At 73.6% G+C, this 20,136-nt stretch carries 14 protein-coding genes; 11 read left to right on the top strand and 3 right to left on the bottom strand.

All coding sequences use genetic code 11. From position 1 onward, the window contains the following. Window positions 1-40: 40 nt before the first annotated feature. Together disA and radA are read right to left on the bottom strand one after the other, a co-directional pair. Window positions 41-1,126, bottom strand: a complete 1,086-nt coding sequence (disA, locus tag ACZCLJ_RS08755) for a DNA integrity scanning diadenylate cyclase DisA (protein ID WP_251153408.1) — start codon at window positions 1,124-1,126, stop codon at window positions 41-43. 76 nt (window positions 1,127-1,202) lie between these two features. Next, window positions 1,203-2,672 (bottom strand): DNA repair protein RadA, encoded by a 1,470-nt coding sequence (gene radA / locus ACZCLJ_RS08750; protein WP_463106154.1) that lies wholly within the window; start codon window positions 2,670-2,672, stop codon window positions 1,203-1,205. A 118-nt stretch (window positions 2,673-2,790) separates the two neighbouring features. Between radA and ACZCLJ_RS08745 the strand changes: the two genes are divergently transcribed. The 10 genes from ACZCLJ_RS08745 to ACZCLJ_RS08700 all read left to right on the top strand — a co-directional run bounded on the left by ACZCLJ_RS08745 (window position 2,791) and on the right by ACZCLJ_RS08700 (window position 16,942). Continuing rightward, entirely contained in the window at window positions 2,791-3,324 is a 534-nt protein-coding gene (locus ACZCLJ_RS08745; protein ID WP_463106153.1) for a potassium channel family protein, read from the top strand. A gap of 466 nt (window positions 3,325-3,790) precedes the next feature. After that, window positions 3,791-6,967, top strand: a complete 3,177-nt coding sequence (locus ACZCLJ_RS08740; protein ID WP_463106152.1) for a family 43 glycosylhydrolase — start codon at window positions 3,791-3,793, stop codon at window positions 6,965-6,967. Between the two features lie 428 nt (window positions 6,968-7,395). Continuing rightward, window positions 7,396-7,929: a hypothetical protein gene (locus tag ACZCLJ_RS08735; RefSeq protein WP_463106151.1), complete on the top strand. Its 534-nt coding sequence runs from the start codon at window positions 7,396-7,398 to the stop codon at window positions 7,927-7,929. 84 nt (window positions 7,930-8,013) lie between these two features. Next, entirely contained in the window at window positions 8,014-8,853 is an 840-nt protein-coding gene (gene proC / locus ACZCLJ_RS08730) for a pyrroline-5-carboxylate reductase (RefSeq protein WP_463106150.1), read from the top strand. Window positions 8,854-8,891: 38 nt separating this feature from the next. Further along, complete coding sequence (locus tag ACZCLJ_RS08725; RefSeq protein WP_463106385.1) at window positions 8,892-9,965, top strand: LacI family DNA-binding transcriptional regulator; 1,074 nt, start codon at window positions 8,892-8,894, stop codon at window positions 9,963-9,965. Window positions 9,966-10,079: 114 nt separating this feature from the next. Further along, window positions 10,080-11,768 carry a xylulokinase gene (locus ACZCLJ_RS08720; RefSeq protein WP_463106149.1) on the top strand — a complete coding sequence of 563 codons (1,689 nt, stop codon included), beginning with the start codon at window positions 10,080-10,082 and terminating at the stop codon, window positions 11,766-11,768. Further along, window positions 11,765-12,526 (top strand): L-ribulose-5-phosphate 4-epimerase, encoded by a 762-nt coding sequence (locus ACZCLJ_RS08715; protein WP_463106148.1) that lies wholly within the window; start codon window positions 11,765-11,767, stop codon window positions 12,524-12,526. The genes ACZCLJ_RS08720 and ACZCLJ_RS08715 overlap by 4 nt, the downstream gene beginning before the upstream one ends. A 114-nt stretch (window positions 12,527-12,640) precedes the next feature. Next, on the top strand, window positions 12,641-14,149 hold the full coding sequence (araA, locus tag ACZCLJ_RS08710) for an L-arabinose isomerase (RefSeq protein WP_463106147.1): 1,509 nt from the start codon (window positions 12,641-12,643) through the stop codon (window positions 14,147-14,149). Beyond that, window positions 14,146-15,144 carry a glycoside hydrolase family 43 protein gene (locus tag ACZCLJ_RS08705; RefSeq protein WP_463106146.1) on the top strand — a complete coding sequence of 333 codons (999 nt, stop codon included), beginning with the start codon at window positions 14,146-14,148 and terminating at the stop codon, window positions 15,142-15,144. Before araA ends, ACZCLJ_RS08705 begins: the two co-directional genes overlap by 4 nt. Before the next feature lie 64 nt (window positions 15,145-15,208). Next, a complete protein-coding gene (locus tag ACZCLJ_RS08700) occupies window positions 15,209-16,942 on the top strand; it encodes a glycoside hydrolase family 43 protein (protein WP_463106145.1) in 1,734 nt (577 codons plus the stop codon). A 132-nt stretch (window positions 16,943-17,074) separates the two neighbouring features. On the opposite strand, the gene arfA is transcribed toward ACZCLJ_RS08700, so the two are convergent. Continuing rightward, window positions 17,075-18,628, bottom strand: a complete 1,554-nt coding sequence (arfA, locus tag ACZCLJ_RS08695; protein ID WP_463106144.1) for an arabinosylfuranosidase ArfA — start codon at window positions 18,626-18,628, stop codon at window positions 17,075-17,077. Window positions 18,629-18,883: 255 nt separating this feature from the next. Here arfA and ACZCLJ_RS08690 point away from each other — a divergent pair, with 255 nt between their 5' ends. Then, window positions 18,884-19,975: a LacI family DNA-binding transcriptional regulator gene (locus ACZCLJ_RS08690; protein WP_463106384.1), complete on the top strand. Its 1,092-nt coding sequence runs from the start codon at window positions 18,884-18,886 to the stop codon at window positions 19,973-19,975. Window positions 19,976-20,136 lie beyond the last annotated feature (161 nt).

Here is a 20,136-nt window from a genome sequence, read left to right as displayed (position 1 = left end):
GGGCACGCCGCTGTCGCGGCCCGGGCGCCAGCGGCTCGGGTCAGACGTAGCGCTCGAGGATGCTCGACTCGGCGAGGCGTGAGAGGCCCTCGCGCACGGCCCGTGCACGCTGCTCGCCGACGCCGTCGACGGCCATGAGGTCGTCGATGCTCGCGGCGAGGAGCTTCTGCAGGCCGCCGAAGTGGGCGACGAGCCGGTCGATGATCGTGCCGGGCAGGCGCGGCACCTTGGACAGGAGCCGGAAGCCGTGGGGTGCGACCGCGGCGTCGAGCGCGTCGCCACCGCCCGGGAGGTCGAGCACGCGGCCGATCTGCCCGAGGTCGAGCAGCTGGGTCGAGTCGAGGCCGCCGAGCGACTTCTGCACGTCGGCGAGGGAACGGTCCTTGCGGCCCAGGTCGACGTAGTCGCGGATGACGAACTCGCGGTCGGAGCCGATGCCGCCCATGAGCTCGTCGAGCTGGAGGGCGAGGAGGCGGCCGTCGGTGCCGAGCTCGATGACGTAGCCGGCGATCTCCTCCGAGATCCGTGCCACCATCTCGAGACGCTGCACGACCGCGCACACGTCGCGGACCGTGACGAGGTCCTCGATCTCGAGCGCCGAGAGCGTGCCCGAGACCTCGTCGAGGCGGGCGCGGTAGCGCTCGAGGGTCGCGAGGGCCTGGTTCGCGCGCGACAGTATCGTGTCGGAGTCCTCGAGCACGTGCCGCTGACCGCCGACGTAGAGCGCGACGATCCGCATCGACTGGCTCACGGAGATGACGGGGAACCCGCTCTGCTTCGCGACGCGCTCCGCCGTGCGGTGCCGGGTCCCGGACTCGGTGGTCTCGATGGTCGGGTCGGGGAGGAGCTGGACCGCGGCGCGCAGGATGCGGTTCGCCTCCCGGTCCAGGACCACGGAGCCGTCCATCTTCGACAGCTCGCGCAGCCGGGTCGCGGAGAACCCGACGTCGAGCACGAACCCGCCCGAGCACATCTCCTCGACGACGCGGTCGAGACCGAGGACGATCAGTGCTCCCGTGCGGCCCCGCAGGATGCGTTCGAGGCCGTCGCGCAGCTCCGTGCCGGGTGCCACGGCGGCAAGGGTTTCCCGGAGCAGCTCGTCGGGGTGCGCGGGGGAGTTGGCCACGACGAAATCCTACGCTGCGGCGTCCTGCGAGGCCCCGGATGGCGCGGCGGCGAGCGGGAAACCGGTCACGATCCGGTCACGGCCGCGGGGGTGCGGCCGCGCCGGAGCGGGCGAGCTCGAACGCCTCGCTGACGTGCCGAGCGGCGTGCACCGTCAACCCGTCGACCGGCCGGGGGAACGACCCGCGCGGTACGACGGCGCGCGTGAAGCCGAGCCGAGCCGCCTCCGCGAGCCGCCGGTCGAGACCCGTGACGGGGCGGATGTCGCCCGCGAGGCCGACCTCGCCGAACGCGACCGTCCCGGGCGGCAGGGCCTCGTCCTCGCGCGCCGACAGCACGGAGAGCGCGATCGCGAGGTCAGCCGCCGGCTCCGAGACCTTGGCACCACCGACGGTCGAGACGTAGACGTCCTGGTCGACGAGCCGCACCCCGGCGTGCCGGTGCATGACGGCGAGGATCATCGCGAGGCGGCTCGAGTCGACCCCGCTCGTGGTGCGCCGCGGGTTGTTGAGCGAGCTCGGCACGGCGAGCGCCTGGATCTCCAGCGCGAGGGGCCGGCGCCCCTCGACGGTCACGGAGATGCACGTACCGGGCACGCCCGCGCCCGTGTGGGAGAGGAACAGGCCGCTCGGGTCGGCCAGCCCGACGATGCCGTCCTCGGTGAGGTCGAAGCACCCGACCTCGTCCGTCGGGCCGTAGCGGTTCTTCACCGCACGCACGAGGCGCAGGCGTGAGTGCCGGTCGCCCTCGAACTGGCACACGACGTCGACGAGGTGCTCGAGCGTTCGAGGACCCGCGACCGAGCCGTCCTTCGTCACGTGCCCGACGAGGATGACGGGGAGGTCCCGTGCCTTCGCGACACCGATGAGGGCCGCGGCGACCTCGCGCACCTGGCTCACGCCGCCCGGCGACCCGTCGACCTCCGCCGATGCGATCGTCTGCACCGAGTCGACGACGAGCAGGTCCGGATCGGTGGCCTCGATGTGCCCGAGGACTGTCGCGAGGTCCGTCTCGGCCGCGAGCAGCAGACCGGGCGCGAGCGCGCCGACGCGTTCGGCGCGCAGACGCACCTGCCCCGCCGACTCCTCGCCCGTGACGTACAGGACCCGGCGCGGCGGCGTCGTCGGGCCGGGGGACGCCCCGCGCGTGGCGGTGGGCAGGTCGGAGCCACCGGACGCGACGTTGCTCGCGACGGAGAGCAGGAGCGTGGACTTGCCGACGCCGGGCTCTCCCGCGAGCAGCACGACCGCGCCCGGGACGATGCCGCCGCCCAGCACGCGGTCGAACTCGGCGACGCCGGTCGGCGTCGCGCGCGCGGCCTCGACGTCGATCTCGCCGATCGGCCGGGCGGGCGACCGCGTGGGGTTCACCGCCGTGGTGCGCGGACCGGACGCCGCGGGGGAGTCCTCCGTGACCGTGCCCCACTCCTGGCACTCCCCGCAGCGCCCCACCCACTTCGCGGTCGTCCACCCGCACTCGGCGCAGCGGTAGGCGGGGCGGGTGCGCTTGGCGGAGCCGCGCGCGGGGGCGCTCGTCGGTGACGTCACGCGCCCAACCTAGCCATGACCGCCGACACGAACCCTTCGCTACCCGTCGTCGCGCGTCGTCGCGCGTCGTCGCGCGTCGTCGCGCGACGCGGGGCCGTGGACGCGGGATGCTGGGCGCATGCGCAGGCTCCCGCACGACAGCCCGTGGTGGACGCTGATCCTCACGCTCGTCTCGACCACGGCCTGTCTCGTCGTGTTCTACGGCGTGCCGCTGCCGCGCGACGAGGAGTCGCCCGCCGCGCTCCAGGTCGTCGTCTTCGCCGGGGGGCTCGTGCTGCTGTGCGGGGTGCTCGCCGTGCAGGTACGGCGCCAGCTGCGCGCCGGCGAGGAGGCCAGCGTGCGCGTCCAGTCGGTCGTCGGGCTGCTGCTGCCCGTCATCGTCTTCTTCGCGCTCGCCTACTACGAGATGGCCGACCAGTTCGTGGGGATCGAGAACCGCACCGACGCTCTGTACTTCGCCGTCGTCACGCTCGGCACCGTCGGGTACGGCGACGTGCACCCCGTCGGCGAGGGCGCACGGATCGTGACCATGGTGCAGATCGTGCTCGACCTCGTCGTGGTCGGGCTGCTCGTCTCCGTCGCGACGAGCCGGGCCCGAGCGCGGGCGGCGCGCCGCGAGCACGCGTCCCGCACCGAAAACAAGCAGGGCTGATTTCGGGAACGGTTCTCCTGCGGTACGTCGACCGACGACGCTGGATCGGTGCTGTCCCAACGATTCTCAGCATTCCAACGACTGGGTGCGACCTGGCTCCTGCGAATCCTGTCGACCCATCGCCCCGAAACCCATTGCGGACACGTTTCTGTGTATGGCATGTTTGCCCTGCAAGCCCATCTCGACGAGGAGAGGTGCACGCCCGTGACGACGCGAGCGCGACGCAGCACCGCACCACACGTCCCGCCGAGCACCACGACGGTGCCGCTCCGGCGGCGGTGACGTGTCCGACCCCCGCGCCGCGGCGCGGGGACGTCACCGCCACGAGCCGGTCGAGCACCGGTCAGCGCCCGCCGGCACGGGCGACCCAGACCGTGCGTCCCGGGGGCCGAGGGAACTCCCGGGGCGCACGACCCTCTCCGCGCGAGCAGACGACGACGTCTCGCGCCGACCGTCAGGAGACCAGATGACCATCCATCACCGGGAAGGGCGCTCGCGGACGCGAGGACGGGCGCGCGGCGTGGCCGCACCCCTCGCCGTTCCTCTCGCACTGACCCTCGCCCTCGGTGCCGTCGCGGTGTCGGCGGGCCCGGCGTCGGCGGCCGACCCGTACACGTTCACGAGCACCGAGAACCCGATCCTCGACGACGGGAGCTACTACTCGGCCGACCCGGCCCCGCTCGTGGTCCCGGCCGGTGCGCCCGGCAACGACACGGCCGAGGACCAGCTGTACGTCTACACCGGTCACGACGAGGCCGGGCCCCGCCAGAACGACTTCATCATGAACGAGTGGGGCGCGTTCGTCACGAGCGACGTCGACGCGGGGGAGTGGACCCACCATCCGTCGCTCATGCGCCCCGAGGAGGTCTTCGACTGGGCCACGCCGGGCCGCGCGTACGCGGGCCAGGTCGTGGCGGGCGTCGACGGCCGCTACTACTGGTACGTCCCGGTCAACGAGGAGGCGAGCACGGCGTCCGACAGGTTCGGCATCGGCGTCGCGGTCTCCGACAGCCCGACGGGTCCCTGGACGGACCACGTCGGCGCGCCGATCATCTCCCAGCGCGTCCCGACGGCGAACACGATCCACAACATCGACCCCACGGTCCTCGTGGACGGTGAGGGGGACGACGCGCGCGTCTACGTGTGGTGGGGCAGCTTCGGCAACCTCCGCATGCTCGAGCTCGGCCAGGACATGAAGACGCCGGTCGGCAGCGTCCGGACCGTCACCGGTCTCACGGGCTTCTTCGAGGCGGCGTGGGCGTTCGAGCGGAACGGCACCTACTACCTCGCCTACGCGGGCAACAACGCGGGCCCGACCTCGCAGTGCACCCCGGCGAACTACCACGCGTGCATCGCGTACGGCACCGCGTCGTCCCCGCAGGGCCCGTGGACGTACCGCGGGACGATCCTCGCGCCCGTCTCCTCGACGACGAGCCACCCCGGCATCGTCGAGCTCGACGGCGAGTGGTGGATCGCGTACCACACGGCCGACGCCGAGGGCGGGAACCACTTCCGGCGCTCGGTCGCGATCGACCGCGTCGAGTGGGACGACACGCAGACGCCGCCGCGCATGAAGCAGGTCGTGACGACGCCGGCCAGGACACAGGACACGACGCCGCGCGCCAACGTCGCGCAGGAGGCGACGGTCACGGTCTCCAACGAGCCCGTGCCGACGCAGTACTGGAAGAAGGCGCTCAACGACGAGATCGTCCGCCCCAACCCGCTGCCGCCGGACATGTGGGGCACGTGGACGGGCAACAACCCGCCGCAGCAGTGGGTGCAGTACACGTGGGACCAGCCGATGCGTCTGGCCGGCTCGCAGATCGAGTTCTGGAACGACCAGCCCCAGGGCGCCGGCGTCGGCGTCGCGGCTCCCGCGTCCTGGCGGATCCAGTACTGGGACGCGTCCGGCGGCGGCTCGTGGGTCGACGTCGCGAACCCGAGCGGGTACGGCACCGCGACGGCCGGCTTCCAGGACACGACGTTCGACCCGGTCACCACGACCCAGGTCCGCGCGGTCTTCGACGCCTCCACCAACGGCAGCACGTACTCGGCCGTCGCGGTCGAGGAATGGAAGGTCCTCGCGGAGCAGCCCGACGCCGTCGCGCCGCCGGCGATGACCGTCGAGGTCGGCGAGACCGAGCTTCCCGCCGCCGTCCCGGTCACCTTCCCGGGCGGCGAGACGCTGCAGGTCCCGGCGTTCTGGGACGCGGTCACGCCCGACGACGTCGCGGCGCCCGGCACGTTCGCCGTCGAGGGGTCCGTGCTCGGGTACGCGGGCGGTCGCGTGAGCGCCGAGGTCACCGTGATCCCGGCGGAGGCCGCCGAGGGTGACGAGACGGCCCCGGAGGTGGCGCTCACCGCGCTCGGGTCCGCGGGGTCGGACGGCTGGTTCCGGTCCGACGTGCGCGTGCGCGCCGACGGCTCGGACGACTCGGGTGGTCGCGTGGTGCTGTCCACGCAGGTGGACGACGGCGCGCCCGTCGTCACGGAGCCGACCCGCGCGACCGAGGTCACGGTCACGGGCGACGGCGAGCACCGCGTCGTCGCGACCGCGACGGACCGCGCGGGCAACGTGTCCGCCCAGGAGTCGCTCGACGTCCGGATCGACCGCGTGGCTCCGGTCAGCACCGGGACGCTCGACGCCGAGGCCCGCACCGTGACGGTCACGGCGACGGACGCGACGTCGGGCGTCGTACGGGTCGAGTACGCGATCGGCACGGGCCCGTGGACCGCCTACGAGGGGCCGGTGGCCGCACCCGACACGAGCCAGCACCGGGTGTCGTTCCGCGCGGTCGACGCGGCGGGCAACGTCGAGACGCCGAAGAGCGTGACGGTCCCGGCGGACATCTCCGGGCCGCTCACGGGCAACGTCGCGCCCATCGCGACGGTGACCGCGTCGTACACGGCGGGCTGGAACAGCGTCGGCGCGCTGAACGACGGCGCCGACCCGGCGAACCCGAGCCAGGCACAGATCTGGGGCACCTGGTCCGGCAATCGCCCGGCGAGCCTGTGGACCCAGTACGACTGGTCCCGCCCGATCCGGCTCACCGGGGCCGAGCTGAAGTTCTGGCGCGACTCCGCCCCGGGCAGCGGCGACGGCGTCAACGCGCCGGACTCGTGGGGCCTCGAGTACTGGGACGAGACCGCGCAGGCCTGGGCGCCGGTCACGAACCCGTCGGCGTACGGGACGAGCACGACGGCGTTCAACACCGTCACGTTCGACCCGGTCACGACGTCGCGCCTGCGTGCGACGTTCCAGGCGAACGGCAACGGCACGACGTACTCGGCGGTCGCGGTCACGGAGTGGCGCGCGTTCGCGGACGACCCGGGTACGGGCGGCCCCGACCCCGAGGTGCCTGTCACCGTCTCGGCCGAGGCGCGCTGCCTCGCCGGGACGGCGTACGTCGCGGTCCGCGCGACGAACGACCACGACGGCCCCGTCGACGTGGTCCTGGAGACGCCGTACGGGACGCGGTCGTTCGACGACGTCGCGCCGGGCAAGAACGCCTACCAGTCGTTCGCGGTGCGGGCGACGCAGGTCGGCGCGGGATCCGTGACCGTCCGTGCGACGGGCACCGTCGACGGCGAGACGGTGACGACGGAGGAGGTGGCCCAGGTCGCGGCGACCGACTGCGCCTGACCAGCGGCGGGCGGGGCGCGCTCGACGCGCCCCGCCCGCTGGGGTGCGCGCCCGCGCCGCCGGTCCGGTCCGCGACTTTCCGACACCCGGGGACGCCGCGCGGGACAGGGGCTCGCGGCGTCCTACGCTGACCCCACGAGTCCCCGGGAGTCGAGGGCGGACGCAGGAAGAGGGTGAGGGTGGTGGGTCAGCCGACGAGCAGCCGACCGGCCGGTGGTCCGCGGGCGCAGGGCGGAGCTGCACGGCCCGGCGCTGCTCCTGGTGCAGTGCCCGGTTCCGCACCCGGCTCAGCGCCCGGCCCCGCTGTCGGCCCGCCCCGCCGCCCGTCCGACGCCGTCGGGGCCTCCGACCGCCGGCACCGCAGGTCGACCTCTCGGCAGGTCTACCGCCGGCGGCGGTTCGTCGTCCTGGTCGGTCTCCTGCTCGTCGTGGCGCTCCTGGTCGCGCTCCTCGCGTTCGTGTGGCCCGGCTTCGCGCGCTCGGACGCTACCGCTGAGCCGGCTCCGACGGTGACCGTGACGGAGGCGTCCCCGACGCCCACGCTCGAGCCCGTCGAGCGCACGTCGACCACGGCCTTCGCCCAGGCGCTCCCCGCCACGGTGCTCGGCCTCGCGCTGCGCAGCGACGCGGCCACCGACGCGTGGACGCCGGCGGGAGCGCTCGAGGCCTACGAGCTCGTCTACACCGACGCCGAGGGGGAGGGGGCGACCACCGTGACGGTCGTCGCGGGCCAGTGGGCCACCGACGCGGAGGCGGAGGTCGCGGCGACGGACCTCGAGGGCGACGCGACCCCGACCGTCGAGGGTGACGTCACCGTGGAGGACGCGGTCGTCGGGCACTACGCCGTGGTCCCCGGAGCCGACGGCGCCGCGACCGTCACGTGGCGCAACGGCACCGCCGTCCTCCAGGCCACCGGGCCCGCCGACCTCGTCGAGGACGTGTACGAGGCCTACTCCATGTGACTCCCCGGTCCGGGTGTGGTGCCGTCGGCGCGGCATCTGCGCAAGAATGCCCCTGATCCACCCTCGGACGAGAGCTGACCGCACATGACCGACACACCCCGCCCGCGCGTCGCCGTCCTCGGGACGGGCGTCATGGGCGAGACCGTCCTGTCCGGAGCGCTCGCGGGCGGGTGGGAGCCCGCCGACGTCGTCGCGACGGTCCGCCGCGCGGAGCGGGGCGCGGAGCTCGCCGCGCAGCACGGCGTGGAGGTCACGCAGGACAACGTCGCCGCGGTGCGCGGCGCCGGTGTCGTGGTCGTGGCGGTCAAGCCGAAGGACGTCGCCGGTCTCCTCGCCCAGGTGCGCGACGAGGTGGCGCCGGGCGCGGTCGTGGTGAGCGTCGTCGTCGGGCTCCCGACGTCGTTCTACGAGGAGCGGTTGCCCGCGGGCACCGCCGTCGTGCGGGTCATGCCCAACACGCCCTCGGTCGTCGGTGCCGGGGTCAGCGCGGTGAGCGGCGGCAGCGCCGCGACGGACGACGACGTCGCGCTCGTCGAGCGGCTCCTCGCGTCGACCGGTCTCGTGGTGCGCGTCGCGGAGAAGGACCAGGACGCCGTCGGCGCGCTCTCGGGGTCGGGTCCCGCCTACGTGTTCTACGTCGTCGACGCGCTCGCGGAGGCGGGGGTGCTGCTCGGGCTGACGCGCGCGACGGCGCTCGAGCTCGCGACCGCCACCGTGCAGGGTGCGGCGACCATGCTGCGCGAGTCGGGCGAGCACCCCGCGATCCTGCGAGAGCGCGTGTCGTCACCGGGCGGGACGACCGTCGCGGCGCTGCGGCAGCTCGACGCCGGGGGAGTGCGCGCCGCGTTCCTCGACGCGCTGGAGGCCGCGCGCGACCGCTCGGCCGAGCTCGCGGCGAGCCTCGCCGGGGAGGCCGCGAAGTGACCGACACCGGGCCCTCCCCGCGCACGCGCCCGCCGGCTATGGCCGACGTCGCGCGCCTCGCGGGCGTGTCCCACCAGACGGTCTCGCGCGTCCTCAACGAGCACCCCAGCGTGCGGCCCGAGACGCGGGACCGCGTGCTCGACGCCATCGCGACGCTCGGCTACCGGCGCAACAGCGCCGCGCGCGCGCTCGTGACGATGCGCTCGGGCACGGTCGGCGTGGTGACGACGGGATCGGCGCTGTACGGGCCGACGTCGACCCTCATCGCGGTCGAGGAGGCCGCGCGCGAGCAGGGGTACTTCGTGAGCGTCGCGACGATCCGCCGCTACGACGCCGACACGATGCACCGCGTGCTCGAGCACTTCATGGACCAGGGCGTCGAGGGCATCGTCGTCATCGCACCGCAGTCGGACGTCGCGGACGCGGTCGACTCGTTCCGCGCGCCGGTGCCCGTGATCATGATCGCGGCGCGCGACCACCCGGGCGTCGAGGACGAGGCCCCGAGCGGCGAGAACGGGACCGTCGCGGCCCAGGACGCGCGGCGTCGTCCCGGTGCCGCGGGCCTCGTCCTGCCCATCGCGGTCGACCAGCGGCTCGGGGCCCGCCTCGCGACCGAGCACCTGCTGGGCCTCGGCCACGAGACCGTCGTGCACCTGTCCGGCCCGCTCGACTGGTTCGACGCGCGCGAGCGCGAGACGGGGTGGCGCCGAGCCCTCGAGGACCGCGGCGCGCCCGTCACCGAGCCGATCCGTGGCGACTGGTCCTCGGACCGCGGGTACGCCGTCGGGCGCGAGCTCGCGGCCGACCTGCGCGCGGGCAGGGGGCCGACGGCGGTCTTCGCCGGCAACGACCAGCTCGCGCTCGGCCTGCTGCGCGCGTTCTGGGAGTCGGGCGTGCGCGTGCCGCGGGACGTGTCGGTCGTGGGGTTCGACGACGTCGCGGGCGCCGGGCACTTCATCCCGCCCCTGACGACGGTGCGCCAGCCGTTCGCGGCGCTGGGGCGCCGCTGCATGGCGCTCATGCTCGACGCGTTCGCGGGCGCGCAGGTGCGCCCCGTCTCCATCCCGCCCGAGCTGGTCGTGCGCGAGAGCACCACGAGCCCCCGCGGCTGAGGAGCCGGTCGCCCCGTTTCGGCGAGGAGGTTGGCCTCTCGCCGTGTGAGCGCTAACATTCACGACAACATGCACGACGACCGAGGCGCGCCGCCGCGACGAGGAGCAGCAGCAATGAGGCAGCAGGACGACGTCAGCGACCTTCGGGCCGCGGTCATCGCGGGGGAGACCGCGCTCGGCATCGAGCTCGGCTCGACGCGGATCAAGGCGTGCCTCGTGGCCGCCGACGGCACGCCGCTCGCGAGCGGGAGCCACGCGTGGGAGAACCAGCTCGACGGGCGCACGTGGACGTACTCGCTCGACGCCGTCGAGACGGGGATGCGCGAGTGCTACGCGCAGCTCGTCGCCGACGTCGAGGAGCGGTACGGCGTGCGGCCCACGACGTTCGGGGCCCTCGGGGTCTCGGCGATGATGCACGGCTACCTCGCGTTCGACGCGGACGACGCGCTCCTCGTCCCGTTCCGCACGTGGCGCAACACCTCGACGGGGACCGCGGCCGCGGAGCTCTCCGAGCTGTTCGGGTACAACATCCCGCTGCGCTGGTCCGTCGCGCACTGGTACCAGGCGGTCCTCGACGACGAGCCGCACGTGCCCCACGTCGCGTCCCTCACGACGCTCGCCGGCTACGTGCACCGGCGCCTCACCGGCCGGCACGTGCTCGGCGTCGGCGACGCGTCGGGCATGTTCCCCGTCGACCCGGAGACGCGCGGCTACGACCGCCGCCTGCTCGACCTGTTCGACGCGCGCCTCGCGACCCGCCGCGAGGCGCCGAAGCTCGAGGAGCTGCTCCCCGAGGTGCTCGTCGCCGGCCAGGAGGCCGGGCGCCTCACCGCCGACGGCGCCGCGTGGCTCGACCCGACCGGTGCGCTCCAGCCCGGGGTGCCGTTCTGCCCGCCCGAGGGCGACGCCGGGACCGGCATGGTGGCGACGAACGCCGTCGTGCCGCGCACCGGCAACGTCAGCGCGGGCACCAGCATCTTCGCGATGGTCGTGCTCGAACGACCGCTCGCGAGCGTGCACCACGAGCTCGACCTCGTGACGACCCCGACCGGTGACCTCGTCGCGATGGTCCACTGCAACAACGGCGCGAGCGAGCTCAGCGCGTGGGCAGGGCTCTTCGGTGAGGTGGCGGCGGCGCTCGGGACGCCCGCCGCAGCCGACGACGTGTTCGGCGCGACCCTGCGCGCGGCGCTCGACGGCGACGCCGACGGCGGCGGGCTGCTCGCCTACAACTACCTCTCGGGCGAGCCGATCACGGGGCTCGACGAGGGGCGTCCGCTGTTCGTGCGCACGCCCGACAGTCGCCTCACGCTCGCGAACTTCATGCGGACCCAGGTCTACTCCGCGTTCGGCACGCTCGCGCTCGGCATGCGTGTGCTCGCCGGCGAGGGTGTCGGCATCGACGCGATGTTCGCCCACGGCGGGATCTTCCGGACCGAGGGCGTCGCGCAGCGGCTGCTCGCGGCGGCGATCGACGCACCGGTCACCGTGGGCCGGACCGCCGGGGAAGGCGGAGCGTGGGGCATCGCCGTGCTCGCCGCGTTCCTCCTCGCGCGGGGCGAGGACGCGACGACCGGAGCGGCCGACGTGTCCGCACCGGCCGACACGGGCCACGCGGGCGGGCTCGAGCTCGGCGCCTACCTGCGCGAGCGCGTGTTCGCGTCCGCCGAGCTGTCGACCGTCGACCCCGACCCTGCGGACGTCGCCGGGTTCGCCACCTACCTCGAGCGCTACGACGCCGGCCTCGCCGCCGAGCGTGCCGCCGTGGCGGCGCTCCAGCCCCGACGACAGGAGAACTCATGAGCACCGCACCCGAGACCGCCACCGCCGGGGCCACCGCCGCACCCGCCGTCGTCCCCGACGCCCTGCGCGCCGCCGTCGACGCGGCGAAGGAGCGCGTCGCCGCACTGCACGCGGAGCTACCGCGGTGGGAGCTCGTCGTGTGGACCGCAGGCAACGTGTCCGAACGCGTCCGTGGCGAGGCCGCCGACGGGAGCGACGACCTCCTCGTCATCAAGCCGTCCGGCGTCGCGTACGACGACATCACGCCTGAGGCGATGGTCGTGTGCGACCTCGACGCGACGCTCGTCGAGGGCGACCGGGCACCGTCGTCGGACACGGCGGCCCACGCGTACGTCTACCGGCACATGCCCGAGGTGGGCGGCGTCGTGCACACGCACTCGACGTACGCGACGGCCTGGGCCGCGCGCGGCGAGGCCGTGCCGTGCGTGCTGACGATGATGGCCGACGAGTTCGGCGGCGACATCCCCGTCGGCCCGTTCGCGCTCATCGGTGACGACTCCATCGGCCGCGGCATCGTCGAGACGCTGCAGGGCTCGCGCAGCCCGGCGGTGCTCATGCGCAACCACGGGCCGTTCACCATCGGCAAGGACGCGCGCGCCGCCGTCAAGGCGGCCGTCATGTGCGAGGAGGTCGCACGCACGGTGCACATCAGCCGCCAGCTCGGCGAGCCGACCCGCATCGCGCAGTCCGACGTCGACTCGCTCTACGCGCGCTACCAGAACGTCTACGGGCAGCAGCCCTCGCCCGGCCAGCACTGACGACACGCAGCCACTGACGACACGCAGCACCCGGCAGCACCAGCAGCACCAGCAGCAGGGTGGGGGACCGCACCGGTGCGGACCCCGCCCACGACACGAAAGATGTGGACCGACATGAGCAAGCCCTACGCGGACCGCGAGATCTGGTTCCTCACCGGGAGCCAGGACCTGTACGGCGAGGAGACGCTGCGGCAGGTCGCCGAGCAGTCGCAGGAGGTCGCGCGCGCCCTCGACGCGTCGTCCGACGTGCCCGCGAACGTCGTCTGGAAGCCCGTCCTCAAGGACGCCGTCTCGATCCGTCGCGCGATGCTCGACGCGAACGCCGACGACCGCGTGCTCGGCGTCGTGACCTGGATGCACACGTTCAGCCCGGCCAAGATGTGGATCGGCGGGCTCGACCAGCTCCGCAAGCCGCTCCTGCACCTGCACACGCAGGCGAACGTCGAGCTGCCGTGGGACACGATCGACTTCGACTTCATGAACCTCAACCAGGCCGCGCACGGCGACCGCGAGTACGCGTACATCGCGACGCGCCTCGGGGTCGCGCGCACGACGGTGGTCGGGCACGTGTCGAACCCGGCCGTGACCGCGCGCGTCGGGGCCTGGGTCCGCGGCGCCGCGGGCTGGGCCGCGACGCACGAGCTGCGCCTGGCCCGGTTCGGCGACAACATGCGCAACGTCGCGGTGACCGAGGGGGACAAGACCGAGGCCGAGCTGCGCTTCGGTGTGAGCGTGAACACGTGGGGGGTCAACGACCTCGTCGCGGCGGTGGACGCCGTCTCGGACGCCGACGTCGACGCGCTGGTCGCCGAGTACGAGACCCTCTACGACGTCGTCCCCGAGCTGCGCAAGGACGGCGACCGTCACGAGTCGCTGCGCTACGCCGCGCGCCAGGAGATCGCGCTCGAGACCTTCCTCGAGTCGGTCGGGGCGAAGGCCTTCACGACGAACTTCGAGGACCTGGGCGACCTGCGTCAGCTCCCCGGCATCGCGGTGCAGCGCCTCATGTCCAAGGGCTACGGCTTCGGCGCCGAGGGCGACTGGAAGACGGCCGTGCTCGTGCGCGCCGCGAAGGTCATGGGCGAGGGGCTGCCCGGCGGCGCGTCGCTCATGGAGGACTACACGTACGACCTCACGCCCGGCAGCGAGCGGATCCTCGGCGCGCACATGCTCGAGATCTGCCCGTCGCTGACCACGTCGAAGCCGCGCGTCGAGATCCACCCGTTGGGCATCGGTGGCAAGGAGGACCCGGTCCGCATGGTGTTCGACGCGGACCCGGGCGTCGGCGTCGTCGTGTCGCTCGCCGACATGCGCGACCGGTTCCGCCTCACGGCCAACGTCGTGGACGTCGTCGCCCCGACGGCGCCGCTGCCGCACCTGCCGGTCGCGCGCGCGGTCTGGGAGCCGCGCCCCGACTTCGCGACGTCGGCCGAGGCGTGGCTGACCGCGGGCGGTGCCCACCACACCGTGATGTCGACGGCCGCCGGCATCGAGGCGTTCGAGATCTTCGCCGACATCGCGGGCACCGAGCTGCTCGTCATCGACGAGGGCACGACGCGCCGCGGCTTCCGCGACCAGGTGCGCTGGAACCAGGTCTACTACCGCCTCGCCCAGGGTCTGTGACCCAGGTCGACGCACCGCCAGCGAGCGCGGGCGAGCGGGAGCCGGACCGGGCCGCGCAGGCCCGGTTCGGCTACCTCCTCGTGCACTTCGTCGAGGACCCGTACGGGCACGAGGAGAAGATCTACTACTCGCTGAGCCGCGGCGACGACCCGACGGCGTGGGACCGGCTGGGGGCCGTCGTCGAGTCACGGCTCGGGACCACCGGGCTGCGCGACCCGCACGTCGTGCGCTCGCCCGGCGGCGACGAGTTCTTCCTCGTCGCGACGGACCTGCGCGTGTTCGGGGGCGACGACGCGGGCTGGGGCGCGTGGCAGCGCCACGGCAGCAGGTCCCTCGTCGTCGCGCGCTCGACGGACCTCGTGCAGTGGTCCGAGCCGCGGCTCGTCGAGGTGGCCCCGCCCGAGGCGGGCATGGCGTGGGCGCCCGAGGCGTTCTGGGACGCGCGCAGCGGGCACTACGTCGTGCACTGGTCGTCGACGCTCTACGACCCGGCGGACACGCAGCACGCGGGGGAGTCGTACAGCCGGATCCTCTGCGCGACGACGACGGACTTCGTGACGTTCTCACCGGCGCGCGTGCTGCTCGACACGGGTCGCACGACGATCGACACGACGATGATCGAGCACGACGGCCGCGTGTTCCGCTTCCACAAGGACAACAGCCCAGGCGGTCGCGAGCTCTACATGGACGTCGTGCCGCACGCGCTGTCCGACGACGCGGTCGTGCTCGCGGAGCGCATCGGCGCCGACCGCTTCGGCCACGTCGAGGGCCCGCTCGTGTTCCGCGCCAACGACGCCGAGCGCTGGTACCTGTTCGTCGACCAGTACGGCGAGGCCGGCCAGGGCTACCGGCCGTTCGTCACCGACGACCTCGCCTCGGGCGTGTGGGAGCCGGTGGACTCCGTGTTCGACCTGCCCGACCGCACCAAGCACGGCGTCGTGCTCCCGCTGTACGGCGACGAGTGGCACCGCCTCGCGGAGGCCTTCCCCGCCTGACCCCGACCCCCGAGGGCCGGGGTTCTTCGTGGCCCACCTTTACAACGATGTAGAAGGGATCGACATGCATCGCACGTCCACCGCACCGACACGAGGGCGCGGGCTCCGCGCACGGCTCGCCGCCGCGTCCGCGCTCGCCGTCGGCCTCACCGGGGCGCTGCTCGCCGGGCCGGCCGTGGCCGACGCCGGGCCCGCCACCGGCCCCCCGAGCGCCGGACCCGCCGGCGCTGCTCTGCATGAGGCCCTGCCAGCGGCCGACCTCCCGACGGGCGGCCTGTCCGTCACGGGCGCGACGTCCCCGATTCACGACCCCGCGCTCGTCGTCGCCGACGACGGCACCTGGTACGTGTACTCGACCGGCCTCGTGAACCGCGAGAAGGGCGGCACCATCCAGGTCTGGTCGTCCGCCGACGACGGCGTCACGTGGGAGTCCGAGGGCACGGTCTGGGACGAGATCCCGGCCTGGATCGACGAGCACTTCGCCGACGGCGCGCTCCCCGACAACCTCTGGGCGCCCGAGGTCTACGAGCACGACGGCACGTACTACCTCTACTACTCGGCGTCGCGCTTCGGCGCGAACACGTCCCTCACGGCGCTCGCCACCAACACGACGCTCGACCCCGACGACCCGGACTACGAGTGGGTCGACCAGGGCCTCGTCATCGAGTCGCCTCAGGACATCGCGGGCGCCAAGACGTTCAACGCGATCGACGCGGGGATCGTCGAGGACGCCGACGGCACGCCGTACATGGCGATCGGCTCCCACTGGTACGGGATCTTCCTCGTCGAGATCGCGTGGCCCAGCGGCAAGCCCGTCGCCGGTGGGGTCGCCGACGCCGTCCACCTCGTCGACCGGTTCGCCCCGGGCAACCGCGTCGAGGCGCCGTTCATCACCGAGCACGACGGCTGGTACTACCTGCTCGTGTCGTTCGACGCGTGCTGCCAGGGCGCCGACAGCACCTACCACGTGGCCGTCGGGCGCTCGCGCTCCGTCACGGGCCCGTACCTCGACGCCGAGGGCCGCGACATGGTCGGCGGCGGCGGGACGACGCTGCTCGACACGCACGGCGCCGTCGTCGGTCCCGGTGGGCAGTCGGTGTTCGACGACGTGCTCGCGTTCCACTACTACGACGCGTCGAACGCGCAGCTCCCCTACCTCCCCACGCTCGGGCTGCAGCGCCTCGCGTGGGTGGACGGTTGGCCGGTCGTGGACGCCACGGTCGAGGTCCCGGCCGTGCTCTCCGGGCCGCAGGACGCGGACGTCGCCCTGGGCGACGCCGCGACGTTCGCGGTCGACGTGTCCGGCACGCCGACCCCCGTCGTCACGTGGGAGACGTCGCGCGACGGTGGCTCGACCTGGGAGCAGGCCGCGCCGGGGCGCCGCGCGGTGGACGGCTCGGCGTCGCTCGAGCTGCCCGCGGTCGGGGCCGACGACGACGGCCTGCTCGCGCGCGCAATCGTGCAGAACGCGCACGGGAGCGTCGTGAGCCCGACGGCGTCGCTCGCCGTGACGGAGGCCGTGGCCCTCGGCGACGTCGTCGCGCAGCCGCGGTGCCTCGGCGGGTCGGCCTACCTCGCGGTGCGCGCCACCTCGGCCAGCACGGAGCCGGTGACGATCGCGCTGTCCACGCCGTACGGCTCGCGCACGGTGGTGGGCGTCGCCCCTGGGCGCTCCGCCTACCAGGCGTTCGCCGTGCGCTCGTCCGAGGTCGCGGAGGGCAGCGTCACCGTGACGGCGACGGCGGGGGAGCGAGCGGTCTCGCGCACGGTCGAGCACGCGGCACTGACCTGCCCCTGACGCCCCGCGCGTCCGCGTCACCTGATGTGCCGAACCCCGGGTTACGCCCTCATCAGACCGTCGATGGGGGCGTAACCCGGGGTTCGGCGTCGCGCTCGCCGGTGTGCAGGTGGCGATGCCCGACGGCGCGGGTCAGGCCGTGCGGACCGTCCCGGCCAGCGCGGTCCACGACTCGGGCGCGAGCAGGACCGTCGTCGTGCGGGAGCCGTTCCGACCCGTCGAGCTGCTCGCGACGTCGACCGCGAGGTCCACCGCCGACCAGCACGCGTCGACGACCTTGCGCGCGTGCGCGGGGCCCTCCACGGCGGCCTCGTGGTCGGCGACCATGCGCCAGCCCTCGGTGAGCTCGACGCCCAGGCCGAGGTGCTCGACGTCGACCTCGACCGGCTCGGCCGACCGGTTGGTGAGGAACAGCGCGAGCGCGCCGGTCTCCGGGTCGTGCGTCGCCGCCGCGGTGACCAGGGGTACCTCGCCGTGGCGCTTCGTCGTCGTGGTGGGGGAGTCCACGCGCACGTCGAGCGCCTCACCCTGCGCGAGGCGCGCCGTCGTGGCGAACGGGTGGAACGTCGGCTGGCGCCACGCCTCGCCGCCCGGCTCGGTCATGATCGGCGCGATGACGTTGACGAGCTGCGCGAGCGCCGCGACGGGCACGCGGTCCGCGTGGTTGAGCAGCGTGACGAGCAGGTCGCCCACGACGACGGCGTCGAGCGCCGAGTAGACGTCCTCGATGATGCGCGGCGCGTCGCGCTGGACCGGCAGGTTCGTCTCGCCCGGGAAGCGGGACTCGAGGTACCAGACGTTCCACTCGTCGAAGCTGATGGTGATCTTCTTGTCCGAGCGGCGGCGCGCGCCCACGGCGTCGGCGGACGCGACGACCCGGTCGATGAAGCGGTCCATCGCCGTGCCGGAGCCGAGGAACGACGCGCGGTCGCCGTCGAGCTCCTCGTAGTAGGCGTGCATCGAGACGTGGTCGACGAGGTCGTACGTGTACGACAGGACCGTCTGCTCCCACTCGCCGAACGTGTCCATCTGCATCGACGACGACCCGCACACGACGAGCGAGATCGACGGGTCGACGAGCTTCATCGCCTTGCCGGCCTCGGCGGCGAGCTTGCCGTACTCGTGCGCGTCCTTGTGGCCGATCTGCCAGGGGCCGTCCATCTCGTTGCCGAGGCACCACAGCTTCACGGCGTAGGGCTCTGTACGCCCGTGGGCGATGCGCAGGTCGGCCCAGCGCGTGCCGGCCTCGCCGTTGCAGTACTCGACGAGCGCGGCCGCGGCCTCGACGCCGCGCGTGCCGAGGTTGACGGCCATCATCGGCTCGAAGCCCTCGCGCTCGGCCCACTGCAGGAACTCGTCGGTGCCGACGAGGTTCGGCTCGACCGTTCGCCAGGCGAGGTCGAGGAAGGGCTTGCGGTCCTCGACCGGTCCGACGCCGTCCTCCCAGCGGTAGTTCGAGACGAAGTTGCCGCCGGGGTAGCGGAGCATCGTCACGCCGAGCTCGCGCGTCAGGTCGGCGACGTCGCGGCGGAAGCCGTGCTCGTCGGCGGTGGCGTGACCGGGCTCGTAGATGCCGGTGTAAACGGCGCGGCCGAGGTGCTCCACGAAGGAGCCGAACAGGCGGCGGTCGATCGGGCCGACCCGGAAGTCGGGGTGCAGCGCCACGCGGGCGCGGGGGTGCGTCATCGGGATCCTCGCTCGTGGTGGTCCGGCGGTGCGTCATGAGAGCCGGGGTGTCCGTCGCGCTGGCCCGAACCGATGGTCGAGCTGGTCCGGCAGGGCGACACTCTCACTTTACAACGATGTAGAGTGTGCGTCGACGACGCTTCCAGCACGTCACCGTGCGAGCACACCCCGCCAGGGGTCACGCGTGGCACAGTTGACCCATCCCGGCCCGTGGGGGCGCGGAATCCCGAAGGAGTGAGCAGCTTGCCGGTGACGATGCACGACGTGGCGGCCCGCGCCGGTGTCTCGGTCAAGACGGTGTCGAACGTCGTCAACGCCTACCCGCACGTGCGGCCCGAGACGCGTCGGCGGGTCGAGGAGGCGATCGAGCACCTCGGCTACCGGATGAACGTCTCGGCGCGCAACCTGCGCACGCGGCGCACCGGGATGATCACGCTCGCGGTGCCCGAGCTGTCGCTGCCGTACTTCGCGGAGCTCGCCGACTCGGTGATCCGGGCCGCGGAGTCCCACGGGTACACGGTGCTCATCGAGCAGACGAACGCGACCCGCGAGCGCGAGGCGCAGGTGCTCTCCGGGCGCTACCAGGACATGACCGACGGCGTGATCTTCTCGCCGCTCGCCCTCGGACCGTCCGACCTGCCGCTGTTCGACGTCACGTTCCCGCTCGTGGTGCTCGGGGAGCGCGTCTTCGGCGCACCGGCGGACCACGTGACGATGAACAACGTCGCCGCCGCGCGCGCCGCGACCACGCACCTCGTCGCGCTCGGCCGGCGCCGCATCGCCGTCGTCGGGGCGCACGCGGGCGAGGCGGTCGGGTCCGCAGCCCTGCGTCTCGAGGGCTACCAGCAGGCGCTCGCGGACGCGGGCATCGCGTTCGACCCCCGCCTCGTCGGCGAGGCCGGCCTCTGGCACCGCGCGACCGGCGCCGAGACGATGGGCCGGCTCCTCGACTCCGGCGTCGAGATCGACGCCGTCTTCGCGCTCAACGACGCCATGGCCCTCGGCGCGCTGCACGCGCTCCACGCACGTCGCGTCGACGTCCCGGGCGACGTCGCGCTCATCGGCTTCGACGACGTGGACGACGTGCGCTACTCGGTGCCCACCATCTCGTCGGTCTCTCCGGGGCGGGAGCAGATCGCGGCCCGCGCCGTCGAGCTCCTCGTCGCGCGGATCGACGCGCGGGGCGCGGGCGAGCCGGCGCCGTTCCGTCGCGTCGTGCCCGACTCGTCGATCGTCGGCCGCGAGTCGACCGGCGACGTGCCCACCGGCGGCGGCGAGAAGGTCGTCGCCGTCCAGCAGGGTCGCATCGAGACCGTCGAACCCGTCCGCGAGCAGATCGCCGGCTGACGGTCGTCGCCGATCGGCGGACCGAGGTCACCCTGGGTGGAGGGGCAGAGGGGGGCGCCGCGTCTACCATCCGCGGCCCTCGTCCCTCGGGCCGCTCCCGCCAGGCCCACCACGACGCGGCGCCCCCCTCCGCCCCTCCCGGCGTCGCCTCGCCCTGGCCT

This window comes from Cellulosimicrobium sp. So1_17 (genome assembly GCF_055181235.1).
This window is presented reverse-complemented; position numbering and strand designations above follow the sequence as displayed.